At 39.8% G+C, this 14,221-nt stretch carries 16 protein-coding genes; 12 read left to right on the top strand and 4 right to left on the bottom strand.

Features of this window, described 5'->3' with window-relative positions:
- Positions 1 to 7 precede the first annotated feature (7 nt).
- Genes ABEW73_RS01440 through ABEW73_RS01430 form a run of 3 tightly spaced genes read right to left on the bottom strand, consistent with a single transcriptional unit; the run spans position 8 to position 2,788 of the window.
- The gene (locus ABEW73_RS01440) at positions 8 to 961 is read right to left on the bottom strand and encodes an osmoprotectant ABC transporter substrate-binding protein (protein WP_430172443.1); all 954 of its coding nucleotides are present in this window, start codon (positions 959 to 961) and stop codon (positions 8 to 10) included.
- Entirely contained in the window at positions 958 to 1,623 is a 666-nt protein-coding gene (locus ABEW73_RS01435) for an ABC transporter permease (protein ID WP_430172445.1), read from the bottom strand. Before ABEW73_RS01435 ends, ABEW73_RS01440 begins: the two co-directional genes overlap by 4 nt.
- Position 1,624: 1 nt before the next feature.
- Positions 1,625 to 2,788, bottom strand: a complete 1,164-nt coding sequence (locus ABEW73_RS01430; protein ID WP_430172447.1) for an ABC transporter ATP-binding protein — start codon at positions 2,786 to 2,788, stop codon at positions 1,625 to 1,627.
- A 797-nt stretch (positions 2,789 to 3,585) separates the two neighbouring features.
- Between ABEW73_RS01430 and ABEW73_RS01425 the strand changes: the two genes are divergently transcribed.
- Positions 3,586 to 4,779 (top strand): macrolide family glycosyltransferase, encoded by a 1,194-nt coding sequence (locus tag ABEW73_RS01425; RefSeq protein ID WP_430172449.1) that lies wholly within the window; start codon positions 3,586 to 3,588, stop codon positions 4,777 to 4,779.
- 176 nt (positions 4,780 to 4,955) lie between these two features.
- On the opposite strand, the gene ABEW73_RS01420 is transcribed toward ABEW73_RS01425, so the two are convergent.
- Positions 4,956 to 5,774: a hypothetical protein gene (locus ABEW73_RS01420; RefSeq protein WP_430172451.1), complete on the bottom strand. Its 819-nt coding sequence runs from the start codon at positions 5,772 to 5,774 to the stop codon at positions 4,956 to 4,958.
- A 471-nt stretch (positions 5,775 to 6,245) separates the two neighbouring features.
- On the opposite strand from ABEW73_RS01420, the gene ABEW73_RS01415 reads away from it, so the two are divergent.
- The 11 genes from ABEW73_RS01415 (at position 6,246) to ABEW73_RS01365 (ending at position 14,123) form a co-directional block, all read left to right on the top strand.
- The gene (locus tag ABEW73_RS01415; protein WP_430172453.1) at positions 6,246 to 6,872 is read left to right on the top strand and encodes an HAD-IA family hydrolase; all 627 of its coding nucleotides are present in this window, start codon (positions 6,246 to 6,248) and stop codon (positions 6,870 to 6,872) included.
- Positions 6,838 to 7,341, top strand: a complete 504-nt coding sequence (locus ABEW73_RS01410; protein WP_430172455.1) for a DUF4275 family protein — start codon at positions 6,838 to 6,840, stop codon at positions 7,339 to 7,341. The genes ABEW73_RS01415 and ABEW73_RS01410 overlap by 35 nt, the downstream gene beginning before the upstream one ends.
- A 46-nt stretch (positions 7,342 to 7,387) precedes the next feature.
- Entirely contained in the window at positions 7,388 to 7,846 is a 459-nt protein-coding gene (locus ABEW73_RS01405; protein ID WP_430172457.1) for a hypothetical protein, read from the top strand.
- Positions 7,847 to 7,896: 50 nt separating this feature from the next.
- Positions 7,897 to 8,829 carry a phosphotransferase gene (locus tag ABEW73_RS01400; protein WP_430172459.1) on the top strand — a complete coding sequence of 311 codons (933 nt, stop codon included), beginning with the start codon at positions 7,897 to 7,899 and terminating at the stop codon, positions 8,827 to 8,829.
- Positions 8,830 to 9,193: 364 nt separating this feature from the next.
- A complete protein-coding gene (locus tag ABEW73_RS01395) occupies positions 9,194 to 10,378 on the top strand; it encodes an alanyl-tRNA editing protein (RefSeq protein ID WP_430172461.1) in 1,185 nt (394 codons plus the stop codon).
- Positions 10,379 to 10,883: 505 nt separating this feature from the next.
- On the top strand, positions 10,884 to 11,267 hold the full coding sequence (locus ABEW73_RS01390; protein WP_430172463.1) for a hypothetical protein: 384 nt from the start codon (positions 10,884 to 10,886) through the stop codon (positions 11,265 to 11,267).
- A 14-nt stretch (positions 11,268 to 11,281) separates the two neighbouring features.
- Positions 11,282 to 11,686 carry a GNAT family N-acetyltransferase gene (locus tag ABEW73_RS01385; RefSeq protein ID WP_430172465.1) on the top strand — a complete coding sequence of 135 codons (405 nt, stop codon included), beginning with the start codon at positions 11,282 to 11,284 and terminating at the stop codon, positions 11,684 to 11,686.
- Between the two features lie 98 nt (positions 11,687 to 11,784).
- Positions 11,785 to 12,600 carry a GNAT family N-acetyltransferase gene (locus ABEW73_RS01380; protein WP_430172467.1) on the top strand — a complete coding sequence of 272 codons (816 nt, stop codon included), beginning with the start codon at positions 11,785 to 11,787 and terminating at the stop codon, positions 12,598 to 12,600.
- 27 nt (positions 12,601 to 12,627) lie between these two features.
- On the top strand, positions 12,628 to 13,158 hold the full coding sequence (locus ABEW73_RS01375) for an NUDIX hydrolase (protein WP_430172926.1): 531 nt from the start codon (positions 12,628 to 12,630) through the stop codon (positions 13,156 to 13,158).
- A gap of 133 nt (positions 13,159 to 13,291) precedes the next feature.
- Positions 13,292 to 13,822: a GNAT family N-acetyltransferase gene (locus tag ABEW73_RS01370; RefSeq protein WP_430172469.1), complete on the top strand. Its 531-nt coding sequence runs from the start codon at positions 13,292 to 13,294 to the stop codon at positions 13,820 to 13,822.
- Positions 13,782 to 14,123 (top strand): GNAT family N-acetyltransferase, encoded by a 342-nt coding sequence (locus ABEW73_RS01365; RefSeq protein ID WP_430206365.1) that lies wholly within the window; start codon positions 13,782 to 13,784, stop codon positions 14,121 to 14,123. Before ABEW73_RS01370 ends, ABEW73_RS01365 begins: the two co-directional genes overlap by 41 nt.
- The last annotated feature ends 98 nt before the right edge of the window (positions 14,124 to 14,221 follow it).

The raw sequence follows: 14,221 nt of genomic DNA, 5'->3' as shown, positions 1-14,221 counted from the left end.
CCCTCCTTTAGCTTTTCAAGAGGCCCTGCTCTTTTAAGTACGCGATCGCGACCTCCCGCTCGCTTTTCTTCTCAATGTCCACCTGATAATTAAGCGATATCATCGTATCTGCATCCAAATGACCGATTAATGGCGCTATCGTATCCTGAATTTCGGGATGCTCCTTCAAAAGGTCCGAACGCAATACCGGACTTGCATCATAGGGAGGGAAGAATTGCTTATCATCCTGAAGCGTCTGCAATTGGTAGGCTTTCAGCCGGGAATCCGTAGAATAGGCCAACACGATATCCACCTGCTCATTGGCTACTGCGCTGTATACCAGACTGATTTCCATGGGGAACACCTGACCGAATTTAATGCCATATGCTTTGGAAAACGCCGGATATCCATCCGTGCTTCTCTCCAGCCACGTCGTATCTACCCCAAGCTTCATACGGTCCATGTCTTTTTTGACATCGGAAATTTTGGTATACCCGTTGGCTTCGGCGAGATCCTTTCTTACCGTGAACGCATAGGTGTTCTCAAAACCCAGAGGGTTCATCCAGGTGAACCCGAAGTGTTCCTGGAATCCATCTTGCGCTTCCTTCAAAACTTTGGCACGATCTTTGGTACCGCTGATCGGGAAATGGTTGTTGAAAATCTCACCGGTATATAATGTCGCCATTTGAACGTCGTTTCTTTTCATCGCATTGATGACCAATGAACTCGATGCCAGATCGGGGATTATATCCACCTTCAGATCGGTTTGGTCTTCAATCAGCGCTTTATACATTTCAGCCATAATCTTGGTTTCGGTATAGGTTTGAGTCCCGATCGTAATCTCGCTTTGAATTCCGCATGCGGAGGTTAAAGCGGCAAGAGCCATCATGCAGATTAACATCGGAGCCCATTTAAGCTTTTTCAGTTTCATCACGCCTTCCTTGTTCCGTCCGGCTCGCTGTCTACGGTAGATGTGACTCATATCGCAGCGTCCCGGGTCTGAGTCTGATGGTAGTGTTTGCTTAGCCAGCCCTCAAGCATCCCAAGCAAACCGTCAGCTACAAGTGCCAGGAGAATGGCACCAATGCCACCGATGAAGATCATCTCGGGCTTGTTGACACCAAGTCCAGATACAATAAGCTGGCCTAAGCCGCCAGCACCAATCAGGGAAGCCAGTGTTGCCCAACTGATGATGTACACGGTCGTAATGCGGATACCGGACATGATATAAGGAAGCGATAAGGGAAGCTGAATCCTCAAAATCGTTTGGGCGGTGCTGTATCCCATCCCCCTGGCCGAATTGAGCACCCCTTTATCCACGGAGTGAAAACCGTCATAGGTATTCCGCAGGATGGGCATGAGGGAGTACAGAAACAGCGCCAATATGGCCGGCTTCATGCCGATGCCAAGCAGCGGAATCAGAATAGCCAGAAGCGCCAGGCTTGGAACCGTCTGAAACAGGTTCGTAATGAAAAATACGATGCTGTTCATCCAGCCTATCCGGTTGTATACCAACAGGATTCCGATCGGTACGGCAACAACAGTCCCTAAAAGCACGGCAGAGAATGAGAGGACCAGATGCTCCTGCAATGCATTTAGAATATCCGGATAACGATCTGTGATAAAACTCCAGAATGCGTTCATATCACTCACCCTCTCCGTTCAGCACCGGAGGAACCATCGTTGGATAGACTTCGGCCAAATGTTTAACCACACTGCCTCTTGTGATTAATCCGAGGAACCGGTTATTACTGTCTATGACAGGGAGATTGCTGAGCTGATGGCTGTCCATGATCTCGATAGCCTGTGGAAGCGTGCTTCCCGAAGCCACGGAAAAACGGACCGGGTGCATAACGTCCGCCACGGTTTTTCCTTCCTCGCCGTATTGGTCGAGTACCCGGTAGATTGAAACCGCTCCTTGAAGCTGACGGTTACGGTCCACAATCAGCAGTGAATCGACCCGCTTCATTTCCATCATTTTGATGGCTTCAGCTAATCCCCGGCTCGGGAATGCCGTGACCGGATTCGTAATCATCACTTCATCTACAAGCGGAATTTCATAGGCGCTTTCATTTTCATTTTGCAGACGTTTGGAACCGATAAAGTCACGTACAAATTCGTTTGCGGGATGCCGTAAAATGGTGTCCGGTCTACCCGTTTGAATCACTTCTCCATCTTTCATCAGAACGATGGTGTCCGCAATTTTAATAGCTTCATCCATATCATGCGTAACAAAGATAATGGTTTTATTGAGCTCCTGCTGGAGCCGGATCAGCTCATCTTGAAGCTGCTCGCGACTAATGGGATCCAGTGCGGAGAACGGCTCGTCCATCAGGATGATATCGGGTTCAGCTGCCAGCGCTCGCACGACGCCTACACGCTGCTGTTGTCCGCCACTAAGCTCGGATGGATAGCGCGTACCATAAATGGTGTGGTCCAGTCCGACCATGTCCAACAATTCATTTACTTTTTGATCTGTTTTGTCTTTATCCCACTTCTTTAAACGCGGAACCACGCCCGCGTTCTTGGAGATATTCATATGCGGAAATAAACCAACGCTTTGAATGACATAGCCGATATTGCGCCGCAGTTCAACCGGATTCAATCTCGAGATATCCTTACCGTCAATCAGAACTTTGCCCGATGATGGCGTATTGAGCGCGTTGATCAGCTTCATGGTTGTTGATTTGCCACAACCGCTCGGACCGATGAGGACGGTGATTTCCCCTTTTTTGAATTCGAGATTAATGTCTTTCAGCGCGTGAAAGCCATTATCATAAACCTTGTTCACATGCTCCAGTACTATCATTCAATCGCCCCTTTGCAAGCAGTATCCATATTATGCGGAGCATTTGGCATATCATCCATCGGGGCCCAAAAAACTGTTGAGGGAGAAGTGTGGTGCCAGAGATAAGGGAAGGCGTCAGCCTTGTTATGTAGAAATGGACAATGACGCTAAGCAAGTTAGCATTAAAAGAAATCAAAATGGAAAAGGATTAAGCGCATGATGAAGGGGTGGAGAAGATCTAAGAGGAAGCCCTGAAGGTACTAACAATATAAGTTAAAAAACTTCGTTATGGCATTGACTTACATACCCAAAATTCCACCTTTATAAGCATTGTAGCTTTCCAAAACTGTGCAATCCCTTGTTACATCCATCCGAAGAAGTATTCCAAGCCTGTATGCCCCTGTTCGTATTCGGGAAAATATGCGTTCTCATACATGAATCCCTGTTATACCTGCGAGAATCAAGCAGCTATGTCATGGTGCCACTGCTTCCCTCGGCCCAAATGGATATATGCAAAATGCGTAAGCAGGCAACGAGCCCCTTTCGAGTAGGACTGTATGACTGCCAAATGCATTAATATGTTTAATACAATTACCCAGTTAGCATTAGTTTGAAACATGTATGCAGAACGATATTGAATTTTTAGTACTTCGGGTCCAGAACTGTCCATGAAGCAAACCCGCTCTGTAACGACATTGCTCAATCGGAAAGTATGGGTGATCCAAGTTTTGAGATTTTCGATTATTGTACTATGATAAACTTGATTCCGTTTGATTCGAACGATGGTATGGGACAATCCCCTTTAAGGAGTGGTAGATATGGCGCGTGTGTTATTTATTAATGGTGGATCTGAGGGACATATCAATCCAACGATTGGCGTGGTGCAAGAGCTTATTTCGCGTGGAGAAGAGGTCGTGTACTTTTGTATAGAAGCTTTTCGGGAGCGTATCGAGAAGACGGGGGCAACCGTTCGAACGTTTGATGATCAAAAATTTATTAGCGCCTTTATCTCAGGTGGGAGAGATTATATGCTCGAAAGAGTCAACGGTCTTTTACTTACGGCTGATATCGTCATACCAAGCGTTCTTGAACAGATTAAAGGAGAGCATTTTGATTATATCATCCATGATTCCATGTTCGGTTGCGGTCGTTTACTTGCTCAAATTCTTAAGCTTCCTGCAATCAACTCTTGTACTACTTTTGCGCAGACAAAAGAATTATTCGATAAAATGCTGGAACCATTTTATTTAAATGCCCCTGCTGACATCGTTAAACCTATAAACGATAAATTCCAAAGCCTGGCGACAATGGTGAAGGAAAAATATGATGTGGAAATCGATTCGCCTTATGAAGTGATTTGCAATCCTGCCCCGCTGACGATTGTTTATACAACAAGGGAGTTTCAGCCTGATGAAGAAGCATTCGACCCATCGTATAAATTTGTAGGTCCATCCATCTCTACACGAGTAACGCAAGAAAACTTCGACTTTACTGCAATCGAGGGAGAAAACCCCATTTACATATCACTGGGTACCGTGTTTAATCATGCGATGGATTTTTATAAGCTTTGTTTTGAGGCATTTGGGAAAACGGATCACACGATTGTCATGTCGATTGGGAGTAAAGTCCAAATTTCTGATTTAGGTGAAATTCCTCCAAACTTCATCGTGAAAAATTATGTTCCACAAACCGATATACTGCAATACGTTAAATTATTTATTACACATGGTGGAATGAACAGTACCCATGAAGGTCTTTATTACGGGGTTCCGCTCATTGTAATTCCACAAAGCGCGGATCAGCCGATCATTGCGGGGCAAGTCGCCCATATCGGAGCAGGCATTACATTACAAATGCAAGGATTGACTGCAAATCAACTACGTGAAGCTGCAGATCATGTGTTAAGCGACTCAACTTATAAGAAAGCTGCTATTAATATTGGGAAATCTTTTCGACAATCGGGTGGGTACCATCAAGCTGTTGATGAGATTTTTGAATTTAAAAGTCAATAAAGATTGTGTACTGGAAAAAAACACGAGACCGACAGGATCAAGAGCAGATAACAATAGCACCGTTACAAACAGTCAATAACTGTTCACACGGTGCTATTCATATTCATGTCAATCCTTGACCCGACGGGTTCTAACGTTATGATAAGTATATGTAGATTTTGAAGCGTAGTTCTCTTCTAAACGCGAATGTCAATACCAATACTCCTTTGTGTATGTAGATTATTATCCTTTTTCTTGTCGGTATCCTGATTCTGCCTTAGCGTATCCGCAGCGTTTACAGTTTGAGCAGATACGGATACACCCTCCTTATCAACATCCTCTCTGGTGACGATCTTCTTGTTATCGCTTTGAATCTCTTCTTTAGTGGCTTCGATCTTTTCACTCATCTTACGATCCAATTCAGTAATTTTCTTCTCGATGTTTAGCGCTTCATCGGTTTTCGATTTATTAACTGTCAATTCTAGATTCTTTCTCATTTCCGATTTGCCTGGGTCGCCGGGTTCATTCTCACCTCCAAGAAGAGCTCTTCCCTTTCTTACTTCATGCCTAAGAGTGTCAGTTTCCACTTTCAGTGATCTACGTACACTTGCCATTTTGGTCAATTGGTCATGTAGATTACTAGCTTGTAAAAACTTTTCCACTGATATGCCTGATACATCTTGCTTACTTGTATCCATTTCGATTTTATTACTCAAATTCTCCTTTTGAGAAGAAGCACTATTGTTATTTTTATTCTCCTCAGTCTTCTCCATTCTCTTCTGCATAATTTGAGATTCAAGTAATTGCATATCCGTGGTTAAAAGTTTAATTCTTTCATCTTTTTGTTTAGAGTCCAGCTTTTCGTCTGATTTAATACTCGCGATTTTTTCATTAATAATTCCTTTTTGATTGATTAGTTGCTCAATCTCCCGGTCAATAGGAGACATAATATTTGTTCTGGACTTTACAGGCGGCGTAGACTGTGGTCTGCTTGATACGTTTGAAATTTGAGGCATTTAAACACGTCCCTTATAACGAAATGGTGAATATTTCCTTATGGTTATTATCGGTTGTTAACCATATGAATATTAACAAGTATTTTATATGATATTAAAAAAAAGGAGACTGTCATCTCCACATTGTAGTGAAAATCCTTTATGTAGATAATTTAGATGAAAGAAGATGTTAGAGTGTATATTTGCTGAATGATTGAATATCGAGGAATGATAGTTGGTTAGTGGATGGATTGAAATCAGATAACACAGTATTCAAACTATTGGACTACCAGCCCTTGATTGTCATATGTATAATGATGGAAGAAAGGTTATCTGAATCTTATGTGAAACACCTGAAAATAGTAATATTAACAATCGATTTAAGGGACAATGATCCGTAATTTAGTTTTTAGTTTAAGGGGGCTAATAACCTTAGATGCCGTTAAATTACAAAATTCAGAATAACTATGTAAAAGATAAGGAGACGTTTCGATGACTGCAAGGCCCCAACTGGTATTGGATTTAGCCGGTGTATTAATCAGTAATTTTTCATCTGCGGTTTGGCTCCAATTATCTGAGGGTTCAGAAATTTCATTTCACGACATTCGAGAACAATTTGATGAGGTTCGAAAGGATTTATGGACTGGAAAGATCAAAGAAGATGAATTTTGGGAATGGATGAGCCTGCGAATGAAGCAGATCAACAAAGAGCAAGGCAGAACGTTGTTGATGCAATCACTGGAACCGCTCCCTGGATTAAATTACTTGGCTGAGTGGAGTGAAATCGCAGATATTCATATATTAAGTAATCATTGTAGGGAATGGTTGGAACCGATTTTAGAAAGAGTAGAACCTTATACAAGGAGCATAACGATTTCAAATCAAGTAGGGTTAAGAAAACCTGATATACGAATTTATCAACATGTCGGCAAACAATTTGAATCAGGCCAAACGGTTGTTTATATTGATGATCAAGAAAAGAACCTAAACCCGGTTATCGAACTTGGATGGAAAACGCTATTAGCAGATAAAGAGCATAAATGGATAGAAAAAGTCGAATCCATGATGGGAGAGGGGAAAGAACTTGATCAGAAAAGAGATTCAATTGATTTTAGATAGCTTACCGGAAAGAGAATTGCAAAAAATATATTGGTCAATAAAATTATTTCAAGAGAACTATTTATACAGGGAAAAACTAATTGAAAAAGCCGTAATCATCTCAGATGTATTTGATGGAGCAACAGAAATTATTAATAAATGGGACAAAACATTTACATTGAACATTAGCGACGATATAAAAGAAAGCATTTATTACAATCAATATAGGTGGCATATTTTTAGTTATGAAGTACAAGATTGTTTGAAAGCACATGAAGCAAGAAATGCTTTTAATACTGAAATAAAAGATGAATTATATGTAATGTACCAAAACTCTCCCGATGTATTTCTATACAGTAAAGCAAATGCAGTAGTCGCGGAGGATTTTGATTCTCAACAAGATATATATATTTTTGATAAAAACTTTACTTGGACGTATGTGAATACCCATGAAGATATGTGTGGGCCGTACTTTTACAAAGTGAAATAATTTCGACAGTAACCGGGCGAATCTATATTTGGGAGGGATTCAGAAAGTGTATAGAAAACCAGTATTTATCATTTCCGTCATCTTGTGCTTACTAATTAGCGTAAGTTGTAGTAATAACAATGAAGTTACTACTGACGACATTGACAATATAAGTTTAGAATTAGTTGAACAAAAAGAAGAATTAAATGGAAAAATATTCACATTAAAATTACATAACAAGTCTGGTCATATTATAGTACAAAATAATGTATATTTAAGTTTTCCCATAAAAATTGAAAACGGTTCTAAAGGGAATGATTTTAAGATCGAAGCTAGAAATAATAAACTCAATATTGATCCAGGAGAAGAAATACTTCTTACCGTATTTGCTCCGAAGGAAATGTATGAAGGGAACCATAATATTGACTTAGAAGCTCCTCATATCGAGATTAAAGGTTTCTTTAATGAAGTAACCGAAAGCAATCAATTCAATATGATTGGAGGGCATCGTACTACGGACTCGTAGATACAAAAATTGTTATATGCAATCATTGTAACGAGTTTCAAGGAGGAGAAATGAATACTGATCTCAGACAAACAATTCAAAGTACCATTGAACGATACATATCGCCAACCGCTGAAATTTTAAGTATTAATGATCTTGAGTTAGCCTACGGTTTATCAGCCGTTGCCCTAAAGAGACATGAAATACGATTGAGAGATAATAATGATGAAAGAACTATTAATCTTATTTCAAAGCAAGCAACTCTGATTGAAAGGCGAGTGCTCTCTCATCTTTTAGAACAATCAGCAAATGTACCTTTTAGTTTTACACTCGATTTAATAAGTAGCAATAGAGCGTATCTTTGCATGCAAGATGTTGACTATGAGACAGATTACAGCAATTTGAATTATCATTTGCTTCAATCGAATGAACTATTGGCATTATCTCATATTCATGCAGTCAATTATCAAAAGTCGGATGAATTGAATTGGCTCCCTTTTGCAAACTCCAATCATATTGAATATGCATTAAACGAAAAGTGGAGACCAAGTTGGGACGAGGCAAAGCTGGATGCAGATTTTATAAGTACATTTGGTCATTATATTTCTGAAGTTGAACAATCAGCAGAATATATTGTTAAAGACATCGAGGAAGTTCTTTTGGACCAAAGTTCCCATACCCTCATACATAATGATTTACATCCTGGAAATACATTAATTTATAACAATAAAGAAGTATATTTTATTGATTGGGAAGAAGCGAGATATGGATCATTGTACTTAGATATTTCACTTAGATTTAGAGAAGCTTCACAAGCGGAAAATTATAGGCAATTGATAAATTCTCGGGGGCTGAATTTATCAGAGGATATTTTTACGAGACGTTTTACTGTAGCATCACGATATATGGGATTACGTTATATGTCATGGTTCCTGCAGGTATGGAAAGAAGAAGAGAGATGGCTGAATGAACTAAATAAGTATCTGAAGATGGCGATATCGTAGATAAGATGATGAATGCGATTCACAGTAGGGAATTTAGTATGAAGAATAAACGAAACACATTGAGAATGCTCGACTCTTAGTATGATAAAATTATGATAGAAAGAAGAATTAGAACGAAGTTGTAGGAGGTAGAACGAATAAAATGGCAAGAAGTAAGAGAACTGTGTCCTAACCAATTTGTTCTGATTTCCATAGGTTGTTTCTTGTTCCGTATCAGGAGTAAATATAACTATCTCGGGATATATAGCAGATGAAGTTTCATCTGTGGGGATCCAAATACTGTGTATATGTTTTTTGTTGTTCTATTATTAAGTAGTTAGCTGAGCCTGAAGTAAATTAACCTGAGAACTGTGGGGACATGAAGATGACGAAGAAGCTATATTACGAATCCGCTTATATTCGGGAGTGGGAGACACAAATCACACGCAAACTGGAGCGGGAGGACGGGACCTATCTGGTAATGGAGGAAACGGCCTTTTATCCGCACGGTGGAGGGCAGCCCTGTGACCTGGGGTGGATCGATAACATTCCCGTTCTTGATGTCGTTCAGGAAGAAGGAGAAATTCTGCATAGAGTCGAGCGTTTGCCTGAGAAGGAAGAGGTTAGCTGCCGTTTGGATTGGAATAGAAGGTTCGATCATATGCAGCATCATAGCGGCCAGCATCTCCTGTCGGCCATGTGTCTGGAAGTATGCCAGGCGGAAACACTCAGTTTCCACCTGGGTCAAGATTACGCTACGATTGATATCGCCCGATCTGACCTGTCTCAGGCCCAACTGATGATGCTGGAATTGGAAGTTAACGATCAGATTTACCTTAATCGAAAAGTGACGAATTATTTTGTGAGCCGGGAGCAGGCTGCTGCCCTGCCGCTGGTGAAGCAGCCGAAGGTAAGCGACGATATTCGGATCGTAGAAATCGATGGTATCGAATATAACGCCTGTGGAGGTACACATATCTCCGCAACAGGTGAGATCGGAATGATCAAACTGCTGAGAGCCGAGAAGCAGAAGGGGCATATGCGCATCTATTTTAAATGCGGATATCGAGCGTTGAGAGAGTTTAATGCCGGAATGGAGATTCTCGGCAGCCTATCGGCTAGGTTTAATACCGCAAAGGAAGAGATTTTAGATCGGATTGCAAAATGGGATCAAGAACAGAAACAACTCCAGGCTGAATTGAATACTCTGAAGGCCGAGAATGATGCTTACCTGGTAGGAAAGCTATTGGCAGACCGTCAGGGCAACCTGATCAGACACGCATTTGGGGACAAGGCACTTAAGGATATGCAGAACCTGGCGGCCAAGATCACCGGAGAAGCTGACATTATCGTGCTCTTCGTATCCAACGCGGACCATAAGGTAGTCCTCGCTCAAGGAGGAGCGAGCGGACTCGCTTGCGGTGCGTTCTTCAAGCAGCACCTGGCTGATTATCGCGGTAAAGGCGGAGGCAACGACAAGATAGCCCAGGCCGGTTTTGCCACCGGGGAGGATGCCATGGCGTTTTACCATTTTGCGGCGCAGTCATTAAGTCAGCTTGAAGAGGAGTAAGCGATCTATAAGTAGAAAGTATCCAAGCGGCTTAAGCAGATTTTTTTGTTTTATAACTAAGTGGCGTAAGTCCATTAAGTGTGAATAAGACTGAAACCTCACGCATGCGGTTACATGAAGATTCAATCCACAGAGTAAAGAGTTGTAAATGTGTCGGGGATATTGACATCAATGGCAACTAGCCCTGAATATATTGAAGTCTACGCATAAGCTCGACATCACGCCTCAGCCTAAGATAAGTACTATCTAAGCTGGGGCGTTTCATTAATATACAGAACGGTATGTGAAATCTTGTAGTTATGAGTTCCCGTTCAGGGAGTATGAAAAAAACAATTATTTTATTATTGGGTATCTGGAGTACCAGGAGAATCATTTAAAGTTGATGATGACCTATTAATTTATTTAGTTAAGAATTTAAAGAGCAACTTGTAAGTGTCAAAAGAAATGACGACTCCATTTAGAATCATTGTAAACATACAATTTAGAGAGAAGGAAGTGAAATGAAGTGAAATCTCCAGGCGGTTCAATATTTCCTTATTATTATAAGGGCGGTGAAATTCATTGTCTAAAGTATGGGAACAAATATAAAGATGAAGAAAAGCTTTTTGAATTGATGAAACAAGAAGAGGATTTCATAATCAAAACAAACAAGAAATTAAAAATATGGGTGGATATGTATACAACATCGGTGACAAGTAAGGTTCTTCAAGAATTAATAAATAATCTAAAGAATTTAGATAACTATATTGAGAGACTATCGTTTGTCGGGTTATCTGGAATAAACGAATGGAGGTTAAAAAGAAGTATCAAAAAAGCAGGGATTACCCTTAAAATTTCTTATTATTCTGACCCTGAAGATGCCAAGACATGGTTAGTAAGTGAAAAATAAATGAGGGTTTGACTATGAATCTGGAATATAAAATCAATGATGACTGTATTGTCAGTGAGGTTGAAGAAGTGTTTATTCGATCAGGGATCAGGAGACCGGTAGGCGATTCAGATCGAATTCAGAGGATGATAGATAATGCAGATGAGATTATAACGGTAAGAGAAGGAAGTAAACTGGTGGGATTTTTGAGGGCAATTACAGATTATTCATATTGCTGCTATATTTCAGATATTGCAGTGGATACGGACTATCAAGGATTAGGAATTGGCAAAGAACTAATAAGAATTTTGAAGGACAAATTAGGAGAAGACGAAATTCAATATGTGCTCACTTCAGCACCGAAAGCCGTAGGATTCTATGAGAGGATCGGATTTGAACGTGCAGAAAAAGCATTTGTAATAAAAAGAAAACGGAATTGACGATATGGATCAAAAATCTCTCTGGTTCGTAATATAAGAAAACCTATAAGCTACTTAATGCAATATAATCAATAAATCATAGAATCGGGGATGTAACAGTGATAACAGAACTGAATAAATCAGAATTTTATAAGATAAAACACATTACGGATAAGTATGAAAATATCGAGGTTAGGGCTGTAGTTAACGGGAATAACCCGGGTGGGGTCTATGTAGATCATCCAACAGAACCCACAGCAGCATTAATTTGGATTGAAGGACAAAAAGGTTTTCAAATTATTGGAGATGCTCAGAGTAAACCATTTTTAACAGGATTAGAAGAATACATGAGAAATCATATAGAACCCAAACTACAGAAGCAAAATATTAATTGGGTCGAGATTGGCCTAGATCCTGATCCTTGGAATAAAACGATACAAAACATTTTTAAAAAGCGCGATATTTCGAGTGATACTCAACATGTGTTCACATTAAGCGGGAAACCTCAACCGATTAAATTTCAAGATCAAGAGGTGAATATTCAACGGATAAGTCGTGAGTTATTGAAGTCAAGACGATTGGAAAACCATTCGTTTTTAGAAAACAAAATATTACGGTTTTGGGATTCTACAGACTCTTTCTTAGAGCAAGGCTTCGGATACTTTGTTGAGGATAATAACAACGTGGTGAGTTTATGTTTCTCAGCATTTATTGTGGATAAAACGCATGCAATTGATATAGAAACTCTTGAAGAGCATAAAAGAAGAAATTATGGTGCTTCAGTAGCCCGGGCATTTGTGCAGGAATGCGTACAAAAAGGGATTCATCCATACTGGGACTGTACTCCGGATAATACAGGGTCTATTCGACTTGCACAGAAAGTTGGAATGTCCCTTGATTTTGACTACCAAATATCATGGTATGGTTTATCATAATGGCATTTTAGAGAAACATCTCAGTTGATGAAAGTATATAAAGTTAATTTTGAGGAAGTGATTGGATTGGAATATCAAGCACCTAAACAATGTATTTCGGTTTCAGCTCTAGTCACTAATGATCGTGGGGAGGTATTGTTGCTTAGAACACATTGGCGTTCAGATACATGGGAAATGCCAGGTGGAAATGTTGAATTGGGGGAACCCCTTGATAAAGCAATTTGCAGAGAGTTTCTCGAGGAGACGGGCATCGTTATTAAGCCAATTGGTATAACCGGTGTTTATATGAACACAACAAAACAAGTTTTGTCTATATGTTTTAGAGCTCAATACATAAGTGGAGAAATTAAAATACAAGAAGACGAGATACTCGAAGCTAGATACATAAAAATTGATCAATCTAACATCGAGGAATACATAACGAGACCGCAGCAAAGATCTAGATTATTAGATGCGATGAATGCAGCATGTTTTGTGCCCTTTGAAGCTTGGGAAGCAAACCCCGATTATATGTTATTACATAGATTGGAAGGGAATATGAACAACAATGATTATTAACCGCCCCCTCAAAGTATGCAGTAGAACCATTGAGGGAAGGTGAATGCCGAACGTACCACGAAACCAAACCACCACCAAAAGTATTTAAACCAAAAATATGCTGAAGGCAAAAGCCCGATTGAAAGGAGACGTTATGGATATCGAACTTATCCCTGTCACAGTTCAAGAGAAAGAAACATTATCGAACATGTATCAATTTTATCATTATGATTTTAGTCAATATACGAATCAAGATTTAAATCAGGATGGAAGATACGAGGGGAATATTGATTTTTATTGGGAAGGTGACCCTAGATGGAACCCGTATTTCATAGTATCGTCAGGAGTAATTGTAGGGTTCTTGGTTGTGCTTTTTGAAAACTTAGATACGGATCCAGACCCAACGCATGTAATTTATGATTTTATGATTTTGAAGAAATATAGAAGAAATGGAATCGGTCGCACCGCAGCTAAACAGGCATTTGGGTTATTCAACGCAAATTGGAAAGTAACTCAGATGGAGAGTAATATATCTGCCATATCTTTTTGGAGAAAAGTAATCAGTGAATTTTCCAAGAATAATTACACGGAGAGATACAGGGAAGATTCAAAGAAATACATTCAAGAATTCAGTACAAAGAAGTATGGATCAACTTATTCGAATGAGATGGGATTTTACCCTTGAGGACGATCTAGATGGAAAATTACAAAATGAAATCTATAGTGACTTCTACGAGGAGTGTTATGAATTTTTATTGAATGCTTTTCAAAGTGATATTTGGAAAATATGGGTTGCTGAAGAAGACGGCATGGTCGTATCCAACATCTATATAGAACTCATTCACAAGGTACCGAGACCAGGCAGAATCACACATCCATTTGCATATATGACGAATGTATATACAAAACCTGATCATCGAGGTAAAGGAATAGGAAGTAAATTAATATCAATAAATCAACGAATGGGCAAAACAAAACAAATATGAATTTATTATAGTATGGCCCAGTGATGAAGGTGTTCATTTTTACAAAAAGAATGGATACCAGCTTTGCAAAGAACCAATGGAAAACATGTTATGTGAGT

This window comes from Paenibacillus lautus (genome assembly GCF_050482385.1).
GTDB lineage: Bacteria > Bacillota > Bacilli > Paenibacillales > Paenibacillaceae > Paenibacillus_AQ > Paenibacillus_AQ lautus_B.
Note: the sequence above shows the minus strand (reverse complement) of the source record. Positions and strands in the feature narration are given on the sequence as shown.